We start from the raw sequence: 19,421 nt of genomic DNA, 5'->3' as shown, positions 1-19,421 counted from the left end.
CCTCTGATGGAATGGGTTAGATACCGGCATTTTATAAGAAAATGCCGGTGGGGGTGCTGCCAGGACTAAGAGCCGGTTCAACATGGACAGGGCTAGGCGCCGTGACGAAGACAGTGCGACTGCACGGCGAGGAGCGGCAACGACGCCATGGCCATGTTTAACCGGCTCAGCTGCGCAGCTTGGCGAAGGCTGCCGCCATGCTGCCGCCCAGCGGTTCGGCGCGGCTGTTGTTCTTTTGCTGCTGGCCCAGGCTGCGGCGGTCGTTGCGGTCGGCGCGCTGCTGGGGCTGGGCGCCGGCCTGCGGCGCGCTGTCGGACAGGCGCATGGTCAGGGCGATGCGCTTGCGCTTCTCGTCCACTTCCAGCACCTTGACCTTGACCACCTGCCCGGCCTTGACCACCGTGTGCGGATCCTTGACGAAGGTGTTCGACAGGGCGGAAATGTGCACCAGGCCGTCCTGGTGCACGCCGATGTCGACAAAGGCGCCAAACGCGGCCACGTTGGTCACCACGCCTTCCAGTATCATGTCCGGGCGCAGGTCGCGGATCTCCTCCACGCCTTCCTTGAAGGTGGCGGTGGTGAACTCCGGACGCGGATCGCGGCCCGGCTTTTCCAGTTCCTTGAGGATGTCGCTCACGGTGGGCACGCCGAATTTCTCGTCCGCATACTTGGCCGGGTTGAGGCGCTTGAGCAGGGCCGCGTCGCCTATCACGCCCTTGATATCCTTCTGGATGTCGGCCAGGATTTTTTCCACCACCGGATACGATTCCGGGTGCACGGCAGAAGCGTCCAGCGGGTTCTCGCCATTGGTGATGCGCAGGAAGCCGGCAGCCTGCTCGAAGGTCTTGTCGCCCAGGCGCGGCACGGCTTTCAGGCCGGCGCGCGAAGTGAAGGCGCCCTTGACGTCGCGGTAGCTGACGATGGCCTGGGCCACCGACGCCGACAGCCCGGACACGCGCGCCAGCAGCGGCGCCGAAGCCGTGTTGACATCCACCCCCACGGCGTTGACGCAATCCTCGACCACGGCGTCCAGGCTGCGCGCCAGCTGCGTCTGCGACACATCGTGCTGGTACTGGCCGACGCCGATGGACTTGGGATCGATTTTCACCAGCTCGGCCAGCGGATCCTGCAGGCGGCGCGCGATGGAGACGGCGCCGCGCAGCGACACGTCCAGCTCCGGCAGCTCGCGCGAGGCGAATTCCGAGGCCGAGTACACCGAGGCGCCCGCCTCCGACACGACGATCTTGGTCATCTTCAGCTCGGGATGGCGCTTGAGCAAGTCCTGCGCCAGCTTGTCGGTCTCACGCGAGGCGGTGCCGTTGCCGATCGAGATCAGCGACACGTTATGCTTGGCGGCCAGCTTGCCCAGGGTGTGCAGGCTGCCTTCCCAGTCGTTGCGCGGCTGGTGCGGGTAGACGGTGGCGGTATCGACCACCTTGCCGGTGGCGTCCACCACGGCCACCTTCACGCCGGTGCGCAGGCCGGGATCCAGGCCCATGGTGGCGCGCTGGCCGGCCGGGGCCGCCAGCAGCAGGGCTTTCAGGTTGGTGGCGAACACGCCGATGGCGTCGAGGTCGGCCCGTTCGCGCAAGGCGCCCATCAGCTCGGTTTCCAGGTGCATGAAGCTTTTCACGCGCCAGGTCCAGCGCACCGTGTCGGCCAGCCACTTGTCGGCCGGGCGGCCGGACGGCTTGATGCCGAAGCGGGCCGCGATCCGGTTTTCGCAGGGGTTGTGGGGCGCATCCCACTTGGGTTTTTCCGGTTCGCTGTCCAGCCGCAGCGACACTTCCAGGATGCCCTCGCGGCGCCCGCGCATCAGGGCCAGGGCGCGGTGCGAGGGCACGTTGGCCAGCGGCTCGGAATAATCGAAGTAATCGGCGAATTTCTCGCCTTCTTCTTGCTTTCCGTCAATGATTTTCGATTCCACCACGCCATGATCTTGTACATATTCGCGCAAGGATTGCAGCAGTGTGGCGTCCTCCGCAAAACGTTCCATGAGGATTTGGCGGGCGCCGTCCAGGGCCGCCTTGGCGTCGGCCACGCCGGGGTTGTTGCCGTCGGCCGTGGTGAAGGCCTCGCGCAGGAACTTGGCGGCTTCCTGTTCCGGGTTGAGGGCGGGGTCGGCCAGCAGGCTGTCGGCCAGCGGCGCCAGGCCGGCTTCAATGGCGATCTGGGCCTTGGTGCGGCGTTTTTGCTTGTAAGGGAGATACAAGTCTTCCAGCCGGGTCTTGTCTTCCGCGTGCGTGACAGCATCTAGCAGTGCTGGCGTCATCTTCCCTTGCTCGGTGATGGAGGCGATGATGCTGGCGCGGCGCTCTTCCAGCTCGCGCAGGTAGCGCAGGCGGTCTTCCAGGGTGCGCAGCTGGGTGTCGTCCAGCCCGCCGGTGGCTTCCTTGCGGTAGCGGGCGATGAAGGGCACGGTGGCGCCCTCGTCCAGCAGGGCGATGGCGGCGGCGACCTGGACCGGCTTGGCGGCCAGCTCGACGGCGAGACGTTGTTCGATGGAAGGCAACATGGTGGATCCTCAGGGTTAAGGCCGGGATCATACGCAAAAGTGGCGCGCCAGCGCAAACGGACTGTGTGACGGCGCACCATGCTGTGAAAAAAAGCAAGAAATAGTTGGCGGCCGCATGCAGATTCCGGCTACACGAAAACGTGGATCGCGGATAATATTGCCTGTTGCCGTTTTTGAACCATATTTGAAACTAATGCGAGCTATGGATTTTACCCGCGACGACGCCCCCGCTACCCCGGCAGCGGCCCCGGCTGCCCCTGTGCGCCACGCGCCGCCCGCAAATCAATTGTCGTACGCTGTGGCAACCTGGCTACAGCGCGTGGACGCCGCGGCGCACCCCAAGGCGAAGTTGACCGTAGAGCCGGCCGACGCCGATCCCAAGCAGACGCAATACAAATTGATCTATGTGATGGCGCCCACCAGCGGCGGCCGCCACGTGGCGCTATGCCTGTACAAGGCCAGGTTGCGTCCCAGCGGCGACGTGGCGGCGGCCAGCCCGGTCAGCGAAATCTTCTCGCTGCTGTCGGCCCCGCCCAGCTTCCTGCTACCCGGCGACGAGGACTTGATACGTTTCTTCGTGGCCATGCGCAGCGGCGCCGCCTCGCAAACCGGCAGCGCCACCGAGCCGCGCGGCAAGATAGGCGCGGCCCTGCTGCAAATGCTGTCCGACCAGGAAAAGTTGCTGTGGGCTAATTCATGGTCCGATGTCGGCAATGGGCTGGTCTATCCCTTGAAAGCCGGCAAGCTGCGCGAAGCCAACCTGGCCTGGCGCGAGGAAGGCAAGGGCCTGCGCCTGGGCTGGCAGGTCGAGCCGCCCGACGGCGCACGCCACCATGGCGCCGACCAGATCGACTACATGCTGCCCACCGATCCGCCGTGGTATATCGACAACCTGTCCTGCGGGGTGCTGCAGCTCAACCAGGGCGGCGCCCAGATCCCGCTGGCCGACCTGCAAGCCCTGGTGGCCCAGGCCCCGCTGCTGACCAACAGCGACAAGATGCGGGTGTCCCAGCTGCTGCTGGCGCATGGCCTGCAGCAGCTGATGCCGCTGCCGCAGCCGCTGCCGCAGCGCCTGCGCGAGGACGTCAAGCCGCGTCCCGTGCTGCTGCTGGACGCCGCCATGCTGGCTGACGGCAGCCTGCAGCGCTGGCACGACTTTGCCGTGCTGTCCTTCGACTACGATGGCGAACGGGTGTCCTTCGATCCGTCCCAGCGCGTGGTGCGCCAGCGCGGCGAGGTCACGGAAATCATCCAGCGCGACGCCGAAGCCGAGGCGGCCGCCCTGGCGGTCCTGAACGAACGCCATTTCCGCGCCCCCAGCACCCTGCCGCTGAGCAGCGTCAAGGGCGGCCTGCTGCTGCCCAGCCAGGCCGAATGGATACGCTTTGCGCGCGACGGCATCCCGGCCTTGCAGCAGGCCGGCTGGCGCGTCGACAAGAGCCCCAAGTACCGCTACGACGTCACCGAGGTCGAAGGCTGGTATGCCGAAGTCGAGGAAGACACGGCCGACAACGGCCATGCCTGGTTCGAGCTGGAACTGGGCATCGTGGTCAACCAGGAAAAAGTGCCGCTGCTGCCGGTGCTGGTGCAGCTGATCCGTAATGCGCCCAATGATTTCAGCCCCAAAGTGATCGCGGCCCATGGCGATGAGGACCAGATGCTGGCCAGCCTGCCGGACGGGGCCCGCGTGGCCCTGCCCTGGGGCCGGGTCAAGCCCATCCTGGCCACCCTGGGTGAGCTGTATTTCAGCGACAAGATCAAGCCGGCCCTGCGCATGGCCAGCCTGGACGCGGCCCGCCTGGACGAGCTGGCCCGCAATGTGGAGCTGGAATGGACTGGCGGCGAGGAATTGCGCGCCATGGGCGCCCGCCTCAACCAGTTCGGCTCGGTCAAGCGCATCGCCACCCCGGCCGGCCTGCAGGCCACCCTGCGCGACTACCAGACCGACGGCTTGTCATGGATGCAATTCCTGCGCGAATACGGCCTGGCCGGCATACTGGCCGACGACATGGGCCTGGGCAAGACGGTGCAAACCCTGGCCCACATCCTGGTCGAGAAGGAAGCCGGCCGCCTGACCGCGCCGGCCCTGGTGATCGCCCCCACCAGCCTGATGGGCAACTGGCAGGAGGAAGCGGCCCACTTCGCCCCCGGCCTGAAAGTGCTGCTGCTGCAGGGCAAGGACCGCATGGCCCAGTTCGACCAGATAGCCTCAGCCGACCTGGTGCTGACCACCTACGCCCTGCTGCCGCGCGACGAGGAAAAGCTGCGCGAGCACGATTTCCACCTGGTCATCCTGGACGAGTCGCACTACATCAAGAATACCCGCTCCAAGGCGGCCCAGAGCGCCAGCCTGCTGCGCGCCCGCCACCGCTTGTGCCTGTCCGGCACGCCGCTGGAAAACCACCTGGGCGAGCTGTGGTCGCAGTTCAACTTCCTGCTGCCCGGCCTGCTGGGCGACGAAAAGAACTTCAACAGCGTGTTCCGCCACCCCATCGAGCGGCAGGACGACCCGCTGCGGCGCACCCTGCTGAACCGCCGCATCAAGCCCTTCCTGCTGCGCCGTACCAAGGATAGCGTGGCCAAGGAACTGCCGCCCAAGACCGAGGTGGTGCGCAAGGTCGAGCTGACCGGCGCCCAGCGCGACCTGTACGAGACCGTGCGCCTGGCCATGGACCAGAAGGTGCGCGATGAAATCGACCGCAAGGGCGTGGCGCGCAGCCAGATCGTGATCCTGGAAGCCCTGCTCAAGCTGCGCCAGGTGTGCTGCGACCCGCGCCTGGTGAAGTCGCTGCCGTCCAGGAAGCAGACCGCCGGTTCGGCCAAGCTGTCCGACCTGATGCAGATGATAGAGGACTTGCTGGAGGAAAAACGCAAGATCCTGGTGTTCTCGCAATTCACCAGCATGCTGGAACTGATCGAGCAGGAGCTGGAAGAGCGCGACATTCCCTACGCCATCCTGACCGGCGACACCAAGGACCGCAGCGCCCAGGTGGCCGCCTTCCAGCAGGGCGCGGTGCCGGTATTCCTGATCAGCTTGAAGGCGGGCGGCGTCGGCCTCAACCTGACCGCCGCCGACACCGTGATCCACTACGACCCGTGGTGGAACCCGGCCGCCGAGAACCAGGCCACCGACCGCGCCTGGCGCATCGGCCAGGACAAGCCGGTGTTCGTCTACAAGCTGATCGCCAAGGGCACGCTGGAAGAGAAAATCCAGCTGCTGCAGCAGAAAAAGGCCGACCTGGCGCAATCCGTGCTGGCCGAAGGCGAATCGCAGAAGATGACACTGACCCAGGAAGACTTGCAGCAGATCTTCGCGCCGCTGGTCGAGTAGGACCGCTATACTGGCGGGATCATCCGTGAGAGATGCCTGCCATGCAAACTGTTGCCGAACTCGAGGCCGCGCTGGCCGCCGCCAGCGAGGAACTAGCCCGCTACCGCCTGCTGCTGCAGCACAGCGAGGAGGCCAGCTGGATCATCGATAGCGCCAGCCTCCGGCTGGTCTACCTGAGTCCGGCCGCCGAGCGCCAGTTCGGCTACACCCTGGACATGCCCGAAACGCCGGCCCTGGCGGCCGTGCTGGCGCACGATCTGCCGGCCCGCCTGAAGCGCTACGCGGGCGGCGACCACGGCCGGCTGCGGGTGCTGCGCGAAGCCGACCTGCCGCACCGCGACGGGCGCCTGGTGCCGGTGGAAATCAGCTCCACCCTGGTCCCGGACCAGGACGGGCAGCCGGCGCAGCTGGTGGGCGTGGTGCGCGACATCAGCGAGCGGCGCGAATTCATCTACCAGCAAAAGAAGTTCGCCTCCATGCTGTCGCATGAATTCCGCACGCCGCTGTCCACCATAGACGGCGCCATCCAGCGCCTGGAAATGACGGGCGCCCACCACGACGAGGCCACCCGCAAGCGCTACACCAAGATCCAGAGCGCGGTCGACCGCCTGCTGGCCATGCTGGACGAGTACCTGTCGCCGGAGCGCATGGAAAGCATAGGGCGGGCGCGCCAGCCCAACGAAATCGCGCCGGCCGCCCTGCTGGAGGAGGTGGCCGCACAGGGCCGGACCCGTGGCCGCGAGGTGCTGGTGCGCACGGCCGGGCTGCCGGTGTGGATGCGCTGCGACCCCGCCGGCATGCGGCTGTGCCTGGAAATCCTGCTGGACAATGCAATTAAATACACAAATCCCGACACAGCGATAGAATTGATAGGCAGAATAGCCAGCGAGGGCGGCGTCGAGCTGCTGGTGCGCGACCACGGTCCCGCCATCCCCGAGGCCGAGCTGGCCAAGGTGTTCGAACGCGGTTACCGGGGCAGCACGGCCGGCGAGGTGCCTGGCAGCGGCCTGGGCCTGTACATGGCGCGCTCCGTGATCGACGTGCACGGCGGCACGCTCAGCGCCCGGAATGTTCACGAAAGCGGCACGGAATTTCGGATTTGGCTGCCGATCGGCTCCGGCGCCGGGAAAGCTCTTGCGCCCTCTGTTGGCAGCAGTGATAATCCCCGGGAAGCAAGCTGATAGTCCCAAGTCTTGGGCTCAGGGCTCAACAATTGAACGAATGGCGCATCAATGACGCAAATACTGATCGTGGAAGACAATCTGGACTACGCCGAGGAAATGGCGGAATTCCTGACTGAGCTTGAACACGAAGTGCACATCACCAACAACGCCAGCGATATGTGGACCGCCCTTAGCCAGGGCAATGTCGGGGTGGTGGTGCTGGACCTGGGCCTGCCCGACGAAGACGGCTTCAATGTCATCCCGCGCATGCGCCAGCTGTATCCGCAGATCGGCCTGCTGGTGTTGACCGGCCGCGTGGCGTTCGACAACCGCATCCTCGGCCTGCGCCTGGGCGCCGACCACTACCTCACCAAGCCCATCAAGTTCCCAGAGCTGGCGGCGCACATCGAGGCCCTGGACCGGCGTGTCGGCCCGCAGGAAACGATACCAGTGCCCAGCAAGTGGACCCTGAAAGTGGCGGCCCGCCAGCTGGAACTGCAGGGCATGTCCATCACGCTGACGGAAAAAGAGTGCAATTTCCTGCACTTGCTCACGATCAATACCCGTCCGGTGCCGCGCCAGGTCATCGTGGCCGGCATAGGCGGCGACGATCCGGACGCCGGGCGCCGGGTGGACATGCTGGTCTACCGCCTGCGCAAGAAGGCCCGCACCGGCCTGGGCCAGGACTTGCCGCTGCGCAGCGCCTATGGCGAAGGCTACAGCCTGTCGGCCAGCTTCAACCTGTCCTGAGCCGCCTAAAAATAATCAGGGACAGAGTGCTCCCGCGCTGACGCCGGGCCGGTAGAATCGGGTTTTGACTCCGATTCCGCACCATGGCCCGCCTTCCCCGCCTCATCGTTCCCGGCCAGCCGCACCACGTCATCCAGACCGGCGCCAACGGCCAGCCCATTTTCCACGACACCGACGACTACCAGGCTTTCCTGGTTTGGCTGCGCGCCGCCGCCAAACAATACAAGGTGGCCATCCACGCCTATGTGCTGATGCCGGACCACCTGCACCTGCTGGTCACGCCCTCGGACGAGGCCGGCCTGGGCGGCATGATGCAATGGATAGGGCGCTACTACGTTCCCTGGTTTAACCAAAAGTATTCCCGTAGTGGGACTTTGTGGAATGGACGCTACAAAACCTCGCTGATCGATGCCGAGCAGTATTTCATGCAGTGCTGCCGCTACATCGAGCTCAACCCGGTGCGCAATGGCATGGTGGCGCGCGCGGCCGACTATCCCTGGTCCAGCTATCCGCACCATGCCGGCCTGAGCCAGGACCCCCTGGTGACCGATCACGCGCAATATTGGGCCTTGGGCAATACCCCGTTCCAGCGCGAAGCGGCCTACATGGCCCTGGCCGAACCACCGCTGACGGCGTCCGAGCTGGAGCTGATCGGCAAGGCCCTGCTCAAGGGCTGGCCGCTCGGTTCGGAGCAATTCAAGGCCGCGCTGCAGGCGCGGGTGCAGCGCCAGGTGCTGCCCGCCAAGCGCGGCCGGCCGTTCAAGGCCAAGCCGCCTGAAGCATGAACTTATTTTGTTTTTACTATGTCCCTATTTAATTTTTCTGAGGTTATGAGAAAAATTAATGTGACTCCGACCCTAATTGTTGTTATTGAATTTTCTGCTGCGTTGCACTACTCTACTTTTTCGATTTTCTATATGCAGCGGAGAAGCCATGAAAGCCCAAGGTCTGTACGACCCCTCAAATGAACACGACGCCTGCGGCGTCGGTTTTGTCGCCCATATCAAGGGCAACAAGAGTCATGCCATCGTGGAACAAGGCCTGTTGATCCTGAAGAACCTGGATCACCGTGGCGCAGTGGGCGCGGATCCGCTGATGGGCGACGGCGCCGGCATCCTGATACAGATTCCGGACCAGTACTACCGTGACGAAATGGCCAAGCAGGGCGTGGAACTGCCGCCGCCCGGGGAATACGGCGTCGGCATGGTGTTCCTGCCCAAGGAAAATGCCTCGCGCATCGCTTGCGAACAGGAAATCGAACGCGCCGTGCGGGCCGAAGGCCAGGTCGTGCTGGGCTGGCGCAATGTGCCGGTGGACGTCGACATGCCCATGTCGCCCACCGTGCGCGCCAAGGAGCCTGTGATACGCCAGATCTTCATCGGCCGCGGCGCCGACATCATGGTGACAGACGCCCTGGAGCGCAAGCTGTACGTGATACGCAAGTCGTCGGGCCACGCCATCCAGGCCCTGAAACTGATCCACGGCAAGGAATTCTTCGTGGCCTCGCTGTCGGCCCGCACCGTGGTCTACAAGGGCCTGCTGCTGGCCGACCAGGTGGGCGTGTACTACAAGGACTTGCAGGACCCGCGCTGCATCTCGGCCCTGGCCCTGGTGCACCAGCGTTTCTCGACCAATACCTTCCCCGAGTGGCCGCTGGCCCACCCCTACCGCCTGCTGGCCCACAACGGCGAGATCAACACCGTCAAGGGCAATTTCAACTGGATGCGTGCGCGCGAAGGCGTGATGAAGTCGGCCGTGCTGGGCGACGACCTGCAGAAACTGTTCCCCCTGATCTACGAAGGCCAGTCCGACACGGCCTGCTTCGACAATGCGCTGGAACTGCTGCTGATGGCGGGCTACCCGATTGCCCAGGCCATGATGATGATGATCCCGGAAGCCTGGGAAAACCACAGCACCATGGACGACAACCGCCGCGCCTTCTATGAATACCACGCCGCCATGATGGAACCGTGGGACGGCCCGGCCGCCATGGCCTTCACCGACGGCCGCTACATCGGCGGCACCCTGGACAGGAACGGCTTGCGGCCTGCCCGCTACATCGTGACCGACGACGACCTGGTGGTGATGGCCTCGGAATCGGGCGTGCTGCCGATACCCGAGTCGAAAATCATCCAGAAATGGCGTCTGCAGCCCGGCAAGATGTTCCTGATCGACCTGGAAGCCGGCCGCATCATTGACGACAAGGAGCTGAAAGACACCTACGCCAACGCCAAGCCCTACAAGGCCTGGATCAACGCGGTGCGCATCAAGCTCAACGAAATCAAGCTGAGCGAAAGCCAGCTGGCCCACAACCGTAGCAAGTACACAGCGGCCCCCGGCGAGAAAGCCGTGCCGTCCCTGCTGGACCGCCAGCAAGCCTTCGGCTACACCCAGGAAGACCTGAAATTCCTGATGGCCCCGATGGCCGTGGCCGGCGAGGAAGCCACCGGCTCCATGGGCAATGACTCGCCGCTGGCCGTCATGTCCAACAAGCTCAAGCCGCTGTATTCCTACTTCAAGCAGCTGTTCGCCCAGGTCACCAACCCGCCCATCGACCCGATCCGCGAAGCCATGGTGATGTCGCTGGTGTCCTTCATCGGTCCCAAGCCCAACCTGCTGGACACCAACAACGTCAACCCGCCGATGCGCCTGGAAGTATCGCAGCCGGTGCTGGGCTTCGACGACATGGCGCGCCTGCGCAACATCAGCCAGCACACCGGCGGCAAGTTCAAGTCCTATGAGCTGAGCATCTGCTACCCGCTGGCCTGGGGCAAGGAGGGCGTGGAAGCCTGCCTGGCCTCGCTGTGCGCGGAAGCCGTGGACGCGGTGAAATCCGGCCACAACATCCTGATCGTGTCGGACCGCTCGGTCGGCCCCGACCGCGTGGCCATTCCGGCCCTGCTGGCCACCTCCACCATCCACCAGCACCTGGTCAGCAAGGGCCTGCGCGCCTCCACCGGCCTGGTGGTGGAAACCGGCTCGGCCCGCGAAACCCACCATTTCGCCCTGCTGGGCGGCTATGGCGCCGAAGCCGTGCACCCCTACCTGGCCATGGAAACCCTGGTCGAGATGGCGGCCGGCCTGCCGGGCGAGCTGTCCGGCGAAAAAGCCATCTACAACTTCACCAAGGCGGTCGGCAAGGGCCTGATGAAGGTCATGTCCAAGATGGGCATCTCGACCTATATGTCCTACTGCGGCGCCCAGATCTTCGAGGCCATCGGCCTGAACAAGTCGCTGGTGGACAAATACTTCCGCGGCACCGCCTCCAACGTGGAAGGCATAGGCATCTTCGAAGTGGCCGAGGAAGCGCTGCGCCTGCATAACCTGGCCTTCGGCAACGACCCCGTGCTGGCCGACAACCTGGACGCCGGCGGCGAATACGCCTTCCGCGTGCGCGGCGAGGACCACCTGTGGACCCCGGACGCGATCGCCAAGCTGCAGCACTCGACCCGCGCCAACAACTACTCGACCTATAAAGAGTACGCCCAGATCATCAACGACCAGAGCCGCCGCCACCTGACCCTGCGCGGCCTGTTCGAGTTCAAGCTCGATCCCTCCAAGGCGATCCCGCTGGACCAAGTCGAACCGGCCAAGGAAATCGTCAAGCGCTTTGCCACCGGCGCCATGTCCATGGGTTCGATCTCGACCGAAGCCCACGCCACCCTGGCGGTGGCCATGAACCGCATCGGCGGCAAGTCCAACACGGGCGAAGGCGGCGAGGACCCGTCGCGCTACATGCAGGAATTCAAGGGCATCAAGATCAAGCAGGGCGACACCATGGCCACCGTCATGGGCTCCGAGCAAATGGTGGTCGACATCCCGCTGCAGGATGGCGACTCGCTGCGTTCGCGCATCAAGCAGGTGGCTTCCGGCCGCTTCGGTGTGACGGCCGCCTACCTGAACTCGGCCGACCAGATCCAGATCAAGATGGCCCAGGGCGCCAAGCCCGGCGAGGGCGGCCAACTGCCCGGCCATAAAGTGTCGGAATACATCGCCACCCTGCGCTTCTCGGTGCCGGGCGTGGGCCTGATTTCGCCGCCGCCGCACCACGACATTTATTCCATCGAAGACCTGGCCCAGCTGATCCACGACCTGAAGAACGCCAACCCGCGCGCCTCGATCTCGGTCAAGCTGGTGTCCGAAGTCGGTATCGGCACCGTGGCGGCCGGCGTCACCAAGGCCAAGGCCGATCACGTGGTGGTGGCCGGCCATGACGGCGGCACCGGCGCCTCGCCGCTGTCGTCGGTCAAGCACGCCGGCACCCCGTGGGAGCTGGGCCTGGCGGAAACCCAGCAGACCCTGGTGCTGAACGGCCTGCGTTCGCGTATCCGCGTGCAGGCCGACGGCCAGATGCGTACCGGCCGCGACGTCGTCATTGCCGCCATGCTGGGCGCCGACGAAATCGGCTTCGCCACCGCCCCGCTGGTGGTGGAAGGCTGCATCATGATGCGCAAATGCCACCTGAACACCTGCCCGGTGGGCGTGGCCACCCAGGATCCGGTGCTGCGCGCCAAGTTCCAGGGCAAGCCGGAATACGTGGTCAACTACTTCTTCTTCGTGGCCGAGGAAGCCCGCCAGCTGATGGCGCAACTGGGCATCCGCACCTACGACGAGCTGATCGGCCGGGTCGACCTGCTGGACAAGTCCAAGGCGATTTCGCACTGGAAGGCCAAGGGCCTGGACTTCAGCAACATCTTCCATCAGCCGGAAGTGCAGAACAACGACCCGATCTACCACACCATGGACCAGGACCACGGCCTGGACAAGGCGCTCGACCACAAGCTGATCGCACAGGCCAAGGCGGCGCTGGAAAAAGGTGAACGCGTATCCTTCATCTCGCCGGTGAAAAACCTGAACCGCACCGTGGGCACCATGCTGTCGGGCGAAGTGGCCAAGCGCTACGGCCACGCCGGCCTGCCGGACGACACCATCCACATCCAGCTGCAGGGCACGGCCGGCCAGTCGGCCTGCGCCTTCCTGGCGCACGGCATCACCATCGACCTGGTGGGCGAGGGTAACGACTACGTGGGCAAGGGCTTGTCGGGCGGCCGCATCATCGTGCGCCCCAATACCGAGTTCCGTGGCTGGGCTGTCAACAACATCATCATCGGCAACACCGTGCTGTACGGCGCCGTCAGCGGCGAAGCCTTCTTCAACGGCGTGGCCGGCGAGCGCTTCGCCGTGCGCAACTCGGGCGCCACCGCCATCGTCGAGGGCACCGGCGACCACGGCTGCGAATACATGACCGGCGGCACCGTGGTGGTGCTAGGCGCCACCGGCCGCAACTTCGCAGCCGGCATGTCGGGCGGCGTGGCCTATGTGTACGACCCGGACGGCGACTTCGAATCGAAGTGCAACACGTCCATGGTGAGCCTGGAGCCGGTGCTGAGCGCGGCCGACCAGCAAGCCCACCGCGCCACCTGGCACAGCCTGGCGCGCGGCGGCGAGACCGAGGCCGACGAGGTCATCCTGAAGCGCCTGATCGAGCGTCACTTCAAGCACACCGGCTCGACCCGCGCCCGCCTGCTGCTCGATACCTGGGCCGAGGCGCGTAGCAAGTTCGTCAAGGTGTTCCCGAACGAATACAAACGCGCCCTGGCCGCCATGGCAGAAGACAAGGCCAACGAAGCGGCCGCCGTGCAGCCGATCGCCGCCTGATCGCCAGGCGTCGTTCCCGCGCAGGCGGGAACCCATGCTGAGCATCCCGGCTCAGCTCAGCATGGATGCCCGCGTGCGCGGGCCTGACGGCGCAACGGTCCCGGGTCTGTATACACAATATTGAGGATTACATCGTGGGTAAAATCACCGGTTTCATGGAATTCCAGCGGCAGGACGAGGGCTATCTGGAGCCCGCCGCGCGCCTGAAGAACTACCAGGAATTCGTTATCAAGCTGGACAACAACCAGGCCAAGATCCAGGGCGCGCGCTGCATGGACTGCGGCATCCCGTTCTGCAACAACGGCTGCCCGGTCAACAACATCATCCCGGACTGGAATGACCTGGTGTATCGCGGCAACTACCGCGAAGCGCTGGACACCCTGCACTCGACCAACAACTTCCCCGAGTTCACCGGCCGCATCTGCCCGGCCCCGTGCGAGTCCGCCTGCACCCTGGGCATCAGCGAAGATCCGGTCGGCATCAAGTCGATCGAGCACAAGATCATCGATGAAGGCTGGGAGCACGGCTGGGTGGTGCCGCGGCCGGCCGCCGTCCAGACCGGCAAGAAAGTGGCCGTGGTCGGTTCCGGCCCGGCCGGCCTGGCCGCCGCCCAGCAGCTGGCGCGCGCCGGCCACGCCGTGACCGTGTTCGAAAAATCGGACCGCCCGGGCGGCCTGCTGCGCTACGGCATCCCCGACTTCAAGATGGAAAAGTCGCACATCGACCGCCGCATCAAGCAGATGGAAGCGGAAGGCGTGGTATTCCGCACCAGCGTGCTGATCGGCAAGGATTTCCCGGCCAACGTCAACAACTGGGCCAAGGAAACCATCTTCCCGGAAGACCTGGAAAAGGAATTCGACGCCGTGATCCTGGCCGGCGGCGCGGAACAGCCGCGCGACCTGCCGGTGCCCGGCCGTGAATTGAAGGGCGTGCACTTCGCCATGGACTTCCTGCCGCAGCAGAACAAGGTCAACGCCGGCGACAAGGTCAAGGACCAGATCAAGGCCACCGGCAAGCACGTGGTGGTGATCGGCGGCGGCGACACCGGTTCCGACTGCGTCGGCACCTCCAACCGCCACGGCGCCGCCTCGGTGACCCAGTTCGAACTGATGCCGCGTCCGCCCGAGCAGGAAAACAAGCCGCTGGTGTGGCCGTACTGGCCGACCAAGCTGCGTACCTCGTCCTCGCACGACGAGGGCTGCGAGCGCGACTGGGCGGTGGCCACCAAGCGCCTGGAAGGCAAAGGCGGCAAGGTCGAGAAGCTGGTTGCCTGCCGCGTCGAATGGAAGGACGGCAAGATGACTGAAGTGCCGAACTCGGAATTCGAGATGAAGGCCGACCTGGTGCTGCTGGCCATGGGATTCGTGTCGCCGGTGGCCAATGTGCTGGACGCCTTTGGCATCGATAAAGATGCGCGCGGCAACGCCAAGGCGTCCACCGACGGCGATGGTTGCTACAAGACCAATGTGCCCAAGGTGTTTGCCGCCGGCGACGTGCGCCGTGGCCAGTCCCTGGTGGTCTGGGCCATCCGCGAAGGCCGCCAGTGCGCGCGCGCCGTCGATGAATTCCTGATGGGTTCCTCCGTCCTGCCGCGCTGATTTCCAGCCTGGCACGGGGCCGGGGGCGGGGGAGCGAGGCTCCGCCGCCCCCGGCCTTTTTGCATCCGGCACGGCCGTATGTAACAAAACATGCCTGATGTAAATTGCTGACTTGAGGTTCAGTAGTGTTGTACTATCTGCTACCCACCTGTTTCCATTTAATAGAGAAACCGGGGGCTTCCAGCAGAGATTGACCTTTCTGCACTACAATACGGCATTAAAAACAATGAGCTCCGACGTGCCAAATCTAGTCGAAATACGCGATTTACACTTCAGTTATGGAAAGCGGGCCATTTTGTCCGGTCTCCATATGGACTTCCCCAAGGGGAAGGTGGTGGCGGTCATGGGCGGCTCGGGCAGCGGTAAAACCACGGTGTTGCGCCTGATCGGCGGCCAGATCCGCCCGCAAAAGGGCCAGGTCAAGGTGCAGGGCCAGGTGGTGCACAAGCTGAACACCGCCGGCCTGTACCTGCTGCGCCGGAAAATGGGCATGTTGTTCCAGCATGGCGCCCTGTTTACCGACCTGACCGTCTATGAAAACGTGGCCTTTCCGCTGCGCGAACACACCGACCTGCCCGAGGAATTGATACGCAACCTGGTGCTGATGAAGCTGCACGCGGTCGGCCTGCGCAACGCCGCCAAGCTCAAGCCCGGCGAGATCTCGGGCGGCATGGCGCGCCGCGTGGCCCTGGCCCGTTCCATCGCCCTGGACCCGGAACTGATCATGTACGACGAACCGTTTGCCGGCCTGGACCCGATTTCCATGGGCGTGACCGCCAATTTGATACGCAACCTGAACACGGCGCTGGGCTCGACCACGGTGCTGGTCTCGCACGACGTCAAGGAAAGCTTCTCGATTGCCGACTATGTGTACTTCCTGTCGCAAGGCAAGATCGTCGCGCACGGCACGCCGGCCGAGATGATGGTGTCCACCGACCCCTATGTGAAGCAGTTCGTCAACGCCGAGGCCGACGGTCCGGTGCCCTTCCACTATCCGGGCAAGTCGCTGGCCGACGACCTGGGCCTGGGAGTCCACCCATGAGCGCCGGCATCGTCTCCGGCCTGCTGTCGCGCCTGGGCGCGCCGCTGCGCGACTTCGTTGAAAGCATAGGCTATGGCGCGCGCACCTTCGTCACCCTGCTGGGCCTGACGCCGGGCCTGCTCAAGCGCCCGCGCCTGATCGTCGAGCAGCTGCACTTCATCGGCAATTATTCGATGCTGATCATTACCCTGTCCGGCCTGTTTGTCGGCATGGTGCTGGGGCTGCAGGGCTATTACACTCTGAACAAGTACGGCGCCGAGCAATCGCTGGGCCTGCTGGTGGCCCTGGGCCTGACCCGCGAGCTGGGCCCGGTGATCACGGCCCTGCTGTTTGCCGGCCGCGCCGGCACCTCGCTGACCGCAGAAATCGGCCTGATGAAGGCCGGCGAGCAGCTGTCCGCCATGGAAATGATGGCCGTCAACCCCATCCAGCGCGTGCTGGCTCCCCGCTTCTGGGCCGGGGTGGTGTCGGTGCCGCTGCTCGCTTCCGTGTTCAGCGCCGTCGGCGTGCTGGGCGGCTGGCTGGTGGGCGTGCAGCTGATCGGCGTCGACGACGGCGCCTTCTGGTCGCAGATGCAGGGCGGCGTCGACCTGTACAAGGACATCATCAACGGCTTCGTGAAAAGCGTGGTGTTCGGCATTGCCATCACCTTCATCGCCCTGTACCAGGGCTACGAGGCCAAGCCCACCCCGGAAGACGTGGCGCGCGCCACCACCCGCACGGTGGTGATCTCCTCGCTGATGATCTGGTGGCTGGACTTCATGCTGACCGCGCTCATGTTCAGTAAATAACGAAGAAAAAGAATTTTAAGGATACGCTATGCAACGTAAATCTCTCGATGTCTGGGTCGGCCTGTTCATTGTGGTCGGCGTGGCCGCCCTGTTCTTCCTGGCCCTTAAGGCCGGCAACACCAGCTCGCTGTCGTTCGGCAAGACCTACGCCATCACGGCCAAGTTCGACAATATCGGCAGCCTGCGTCCCCAGGCCGCCGTCAAGGCGGCCGGCGTGGTGGTAGGCCGTGTGGGAGAGATCAAGTTTGATGACAAGAGCTACCAGGCGCTGGTAACCTTGAACATGGAAGAAGGTTATAAATTTCCCAAGGATAGCTCGGCCAAGATCCTCACGGCCGGCCTGCTGGGCGAACAGTACATCGGCATCGAAGCCGGTGGCGATACCAACAATCTGGCGGCCGGCGACAAGATCGCCCGCACGCAATCGGCCGCCGTGCTGGAAGACTTGATCAACCAGTTCATCTACAGCAAGGCAGCCGAAGGAAAGGACGATAAATGATCCGTAACAAAGCTAGCCGTATTTCCGCCATGACGGCCGCGCTGGGCGCGGCGCTGCTGCTGGGCGGCTGCGCCGGTCCCAACCCGCGCGACCCGTTCGAGAGCTACAACCGGGCCGCCTTCAAGTTCAACGACACGGTCGACGAATACGCGCTGAAACCGGTGGCCACGGCCTACAAGGACATCGTGCCCGGCTTCGTGCAGACCGGCGTGGGCAACTTCTTCGGCAACCTGAACGACGCCTGGAGCGCCATCAACGCCCTGCTGCAAGGCAAGGGCGAGGCCGGCATGAGCGACCTGATGCGCTTCTCGCTGAACTCCACCCTGGGCATTGCCGGCCTGATCGACATTGCCTCGGAAGCCGGCATCAAGAAATACAAGGAAGACTTCGGCCAGACCCTGGGCTACTGGGGCGTGGATTCCGGTCCCTACCTGGTGCTGCCCATCCTGGGCCCGTCCACCGTGCGCGACACGGTGGCGCTGCCGGTGGACATCGCCGGCGACATCTGGCGCTACAAGGAGCCCACCTACCTGCGCAACATCGGCACCGGCATCCGCGTGATCGATACCCGCGCCCAGCTTCTGGACGCTTCCAGCCTGCTGGAAGACGCCGCCCTGGACCGCTACGAATTCCTGCGCGACGGCTACCTGCAGCGCCGCCAGAGCCAGATCGATGACGGCGGCGAGAGCCGCAAGCCCAAGCAGGACAAGGATGAGGACGACGCCAAGCCGGCCGCCAAGCCGACTGCGTCGCTGGAAAGTTACGCACCCGTGTCATCCGAAACGCCGCCAAAAGAGTTAAACTCGGGCGCACCGGCTGCGGCGAACGCCAGCCTGTGATCCGAAATACAACTTTTTAAGGCATAACTATGACTCTGATGAAGAAACTGCTGGCCCTGGCCACCGTGTCCCTGGCTTTCAACGCCTACGCCGCCGCGCCGGCCAGCGAGGCGCCGGACGCCCTGGTCAAGCGCATCAGCCAGGAAGTGATCGACACCGCCAAGAACGACAAGGCGATCCAGGCCGGCGACACGAAAAAGGTCATGGACCTGGTGGAAAGCAAGATCCTGCCCTATGTGGACTTCCAGCGCATGACCTCGCTGGCGGCCGGCCGCTTCTGGCGCGACGCCACCCCGGAGCAGCAGAAAGCCCTGTCCGAGCAATTCCGCACCCTGCTGATCTTCACCTACTCGGGCGCCCTGTCGCAGATCAAGAACGAGACCGTGGAATTCAAGCCGCTGCGCGCCGACCCCGGCGACACCGAGGTGGAAGTGCGTTCCCAGGTCAACATGAGCCGCGGCGACCCGATCCCGCTGAACTACCGCGTGGAAAAGACCCCGGCCGGCTGGAAGATCTATGACATCAACGTGCTGGGCGCCTGGCTGGTGGAAACCTACAAGGGCACCTTCGCCTCCGAAATCAGCAAGGGCGGCGTCGATGGCTTGATCAAGGCCCTGACCGAGAAGAACAAGAAGCTGGCCAGCAAGCCGCTGAAAGCGCCTCCGGTCTCCAAGTAACCATCAAGAAAACAACACCGCCATGTCCGACGCCGCCGACAACATGCAGTCCCTGACCTCACTGACCGTGCTCAACGCCACCGCGGCGCTGGAGCGCGGCCTGGCCGCCATCCGCGCCGGCCAGCGCGAGTTCGACCTGCGCCATGTGCTGACGGTGGATTCGGTGGCGGTGTCGGTCATGCTGTCGTGGCAGCGCGCGGCCCAGGAAGCCGGTTTCCAGCTGGAGCTGAAAAACCTGCCGCCGGCCCTGCAAAGCCTGACCAAGCTGTATGGCGTGTGCTCGCTGGTGTTCCCGGCCTCGGTGCAGTTGGACCCCACGCCCTCGCTGGCGGCCAACCCGGCGCACGCCGAGTTCGCCCCGGTGGCCGACCCCGGCAAGGCCGCCAAGGCCAGCCTGGACAGCGCCGCCGCTGCCGGCCATTCCCACCATCATTGACCCCCGCCCCCGCTCCCCGTCCGCAGTAAGGCCCGGTCCGGCAGTCCCGGACCAAAATCCAATATAATTGAACGTTGCCGCCGCCACAGCGCCGCGGCCAGCGCATCAGCCCACAACGCAGC

At 64.6% G+C, this 19,421-nt stretch carries 13 protein-coding genes; 12 read left to right on the top strand and 1 reads right to left on the bottom strand.

What is annotated here, in order from left to right; genetic code table 11:
- Positions 1-166 precede the first annotated feature (166 nt).
- Positions 167-2,515 (bottom strand): Tex family protein, encoded by a 2,349-nt coding sequence (locus ACLB1G_RS10700; RefSeq protein ID WP_491627176.1) that lies wholly within the window; start codon positions 2,513-2,515, stop codon positions 167-169.
- 202 nt (positions 2,516-2,717) lie between these two features.
- Here ACLB1G_RS10700 and ACLB1G_RS10695 point away from each other — a divergent pair, with 202 nt between their 5' ends.
- From ACLB1G_RS10695 to ACLB1G_RS10640, 12 genes are all read left to right on the top strand, one after another.
- Positions 2,718-5,846: a DEAD/DEAH box helicase gene (locus tag ACLB1G_RS10695; RefSeq protein WP_491627175.1), complete on the top strand. Its 3,129-nt coding sequence runs from the start codon at positions 2,718-2,720 to the stop codon at positions 5,844-5,846.
- A 41-nt stretch (positions 5,847-5,887) separates the two neighbouring features.
- Entirely contained in the window at positions 5,888-7,027 is a 1,140-nt protein-coding gene (locus ACLB1G_RS10690) for a PAS domain-containing sensor histidine kinase (RefSeq protein WP_491627174.1), read from the top strand.
- Between the two features lie 51 nt (positions 7,028-7,078).
- Entirely contained in the window at positions 7,079-7,759 is a 681-nt protein-coding gene (locus ACLB1G_RS10685; protein WP_491627173.1) for a response regulator transcription factor, read from the top strand.
- Positions 7,760-7,842: 83 nt separating this feature from the next.
- Positions 7,843-8,544, top strand: a complete 702-nt coding sequence (locus tag ACLB1G_RS10680; protein WP_491627172.1) for an REP-associated tyrosine transposase — start codon at positions 7,843-7,845, stop codon at positions 8,542-8,544.
- Between the two features lie 148 nt (positions 8,545-8,692).
- Positions 8,693-13,417, top strand: coding sequence for a glutamate synthase-related protein (locus ACLB1G_RS10675; protein WP_491627171.1), 4,725 nt, complete (start codon positions 8,693-8,695; stop codon positions 13,415-13,417).
- A 134-nt stretch (positions 13,418-13,551) separates the two neighbouring features.
- Positions 13,552-15,015: a glutamate synthase subunit beta gene (locus ACLB1G_RS10670; RefSeq protein ID WP_491627170.1), complete on the top strand. Its 1,464-nt coding sequence runs from the start codon at positions 13,552-13,554 to the stop codon at positions 15,013-15,015.
- 238 nt (positions 15,016-15,253) lie between these two features.
- Positions 15,254-16,057 (top strand): ABC transporter ATP-binding protein, encoded by an 804-nt coding sequence (locus tag ACLB1G_RS10665; RefSeq protein ID WP_491627169.1) that lies wholly within the window; start codon positions 15,254-15,256, stop codon positions 16,055-16,057.
- On the top strand, positions 16,054-16,848 hold the full coding sequence (gene mlaE, locus ACLB1G_RS10660; RefSeq protein ID WP_491627168.1) for a lipid asymmetry maintenance ABC transporter permease subunit MlaE: 795 nt from the start codon (positions 16,054-16,056) through the stop codon (positions 16,846-16,848). The genes ACLB1G_RS10665 and mlaE overlap by 4 nt, the downstream gene beginning before the upstream one ends.
- Before the next feature lie 28 nt (positions 16,849-16,876).
- Positions 16,877-17,347, top strand: coding sequence for an outer membrane lipid asymmetry maintenance protein MlaD (gene mlaD / locus ACLB1G_RS10655; protein WP_491627167.1), 471 nt, complete (start codon positions 16,877-16,879; stop codon positions 17,345-17,347).
- Complete coding sequence (locus tag ACLB1G_RS10650; protein ID WP_491627166.1) at positions 17,344-18,186, top strand: MlaA family lipoprotein; 843 nt, start codon at positions 17,344-17,346, stop codon at positions 18,184-18,186. The genes mlaD and ACLB1G_RS10650 overlap by 4 nt, the downstream gene beginning before the upstream one ends.
- A 29-nt stretch (positions 18,187-18,215) precedes the next feature.
- Positions 18,216-18,863 (top strand): MlaC/ttg2D family ABC transporter substrate-binding protein, encoded by a 648-nt coding sequence (locus ACLB1G_RS10645; RefSeq protein ID WP_491627165.1) that lies wholly within the window; start codon positions 18,216-18,218, stop codon positions 18,861-18,863.
- 22 nt (positions 18,864-18,885) lie between these two features.
- A complete protein-coding gene (locus ACLB1G_RS10640; RefSeq protein ID WP_491627164.1) occupies positions 18,886-19,299 on the top strand; it encodes an STAS domain-containing protein in 414 nt (137 codons plus the stop codon).
- The last annotated feature ends 122 nt before the right edge of the window (positions 19,300-19,421 follow it).

The organism is Duganella kummerowiae, from assembly GCF_053572355.1.
This window is presented reverse-complemented; position numbering and strand designations above follow the sequence as displayed.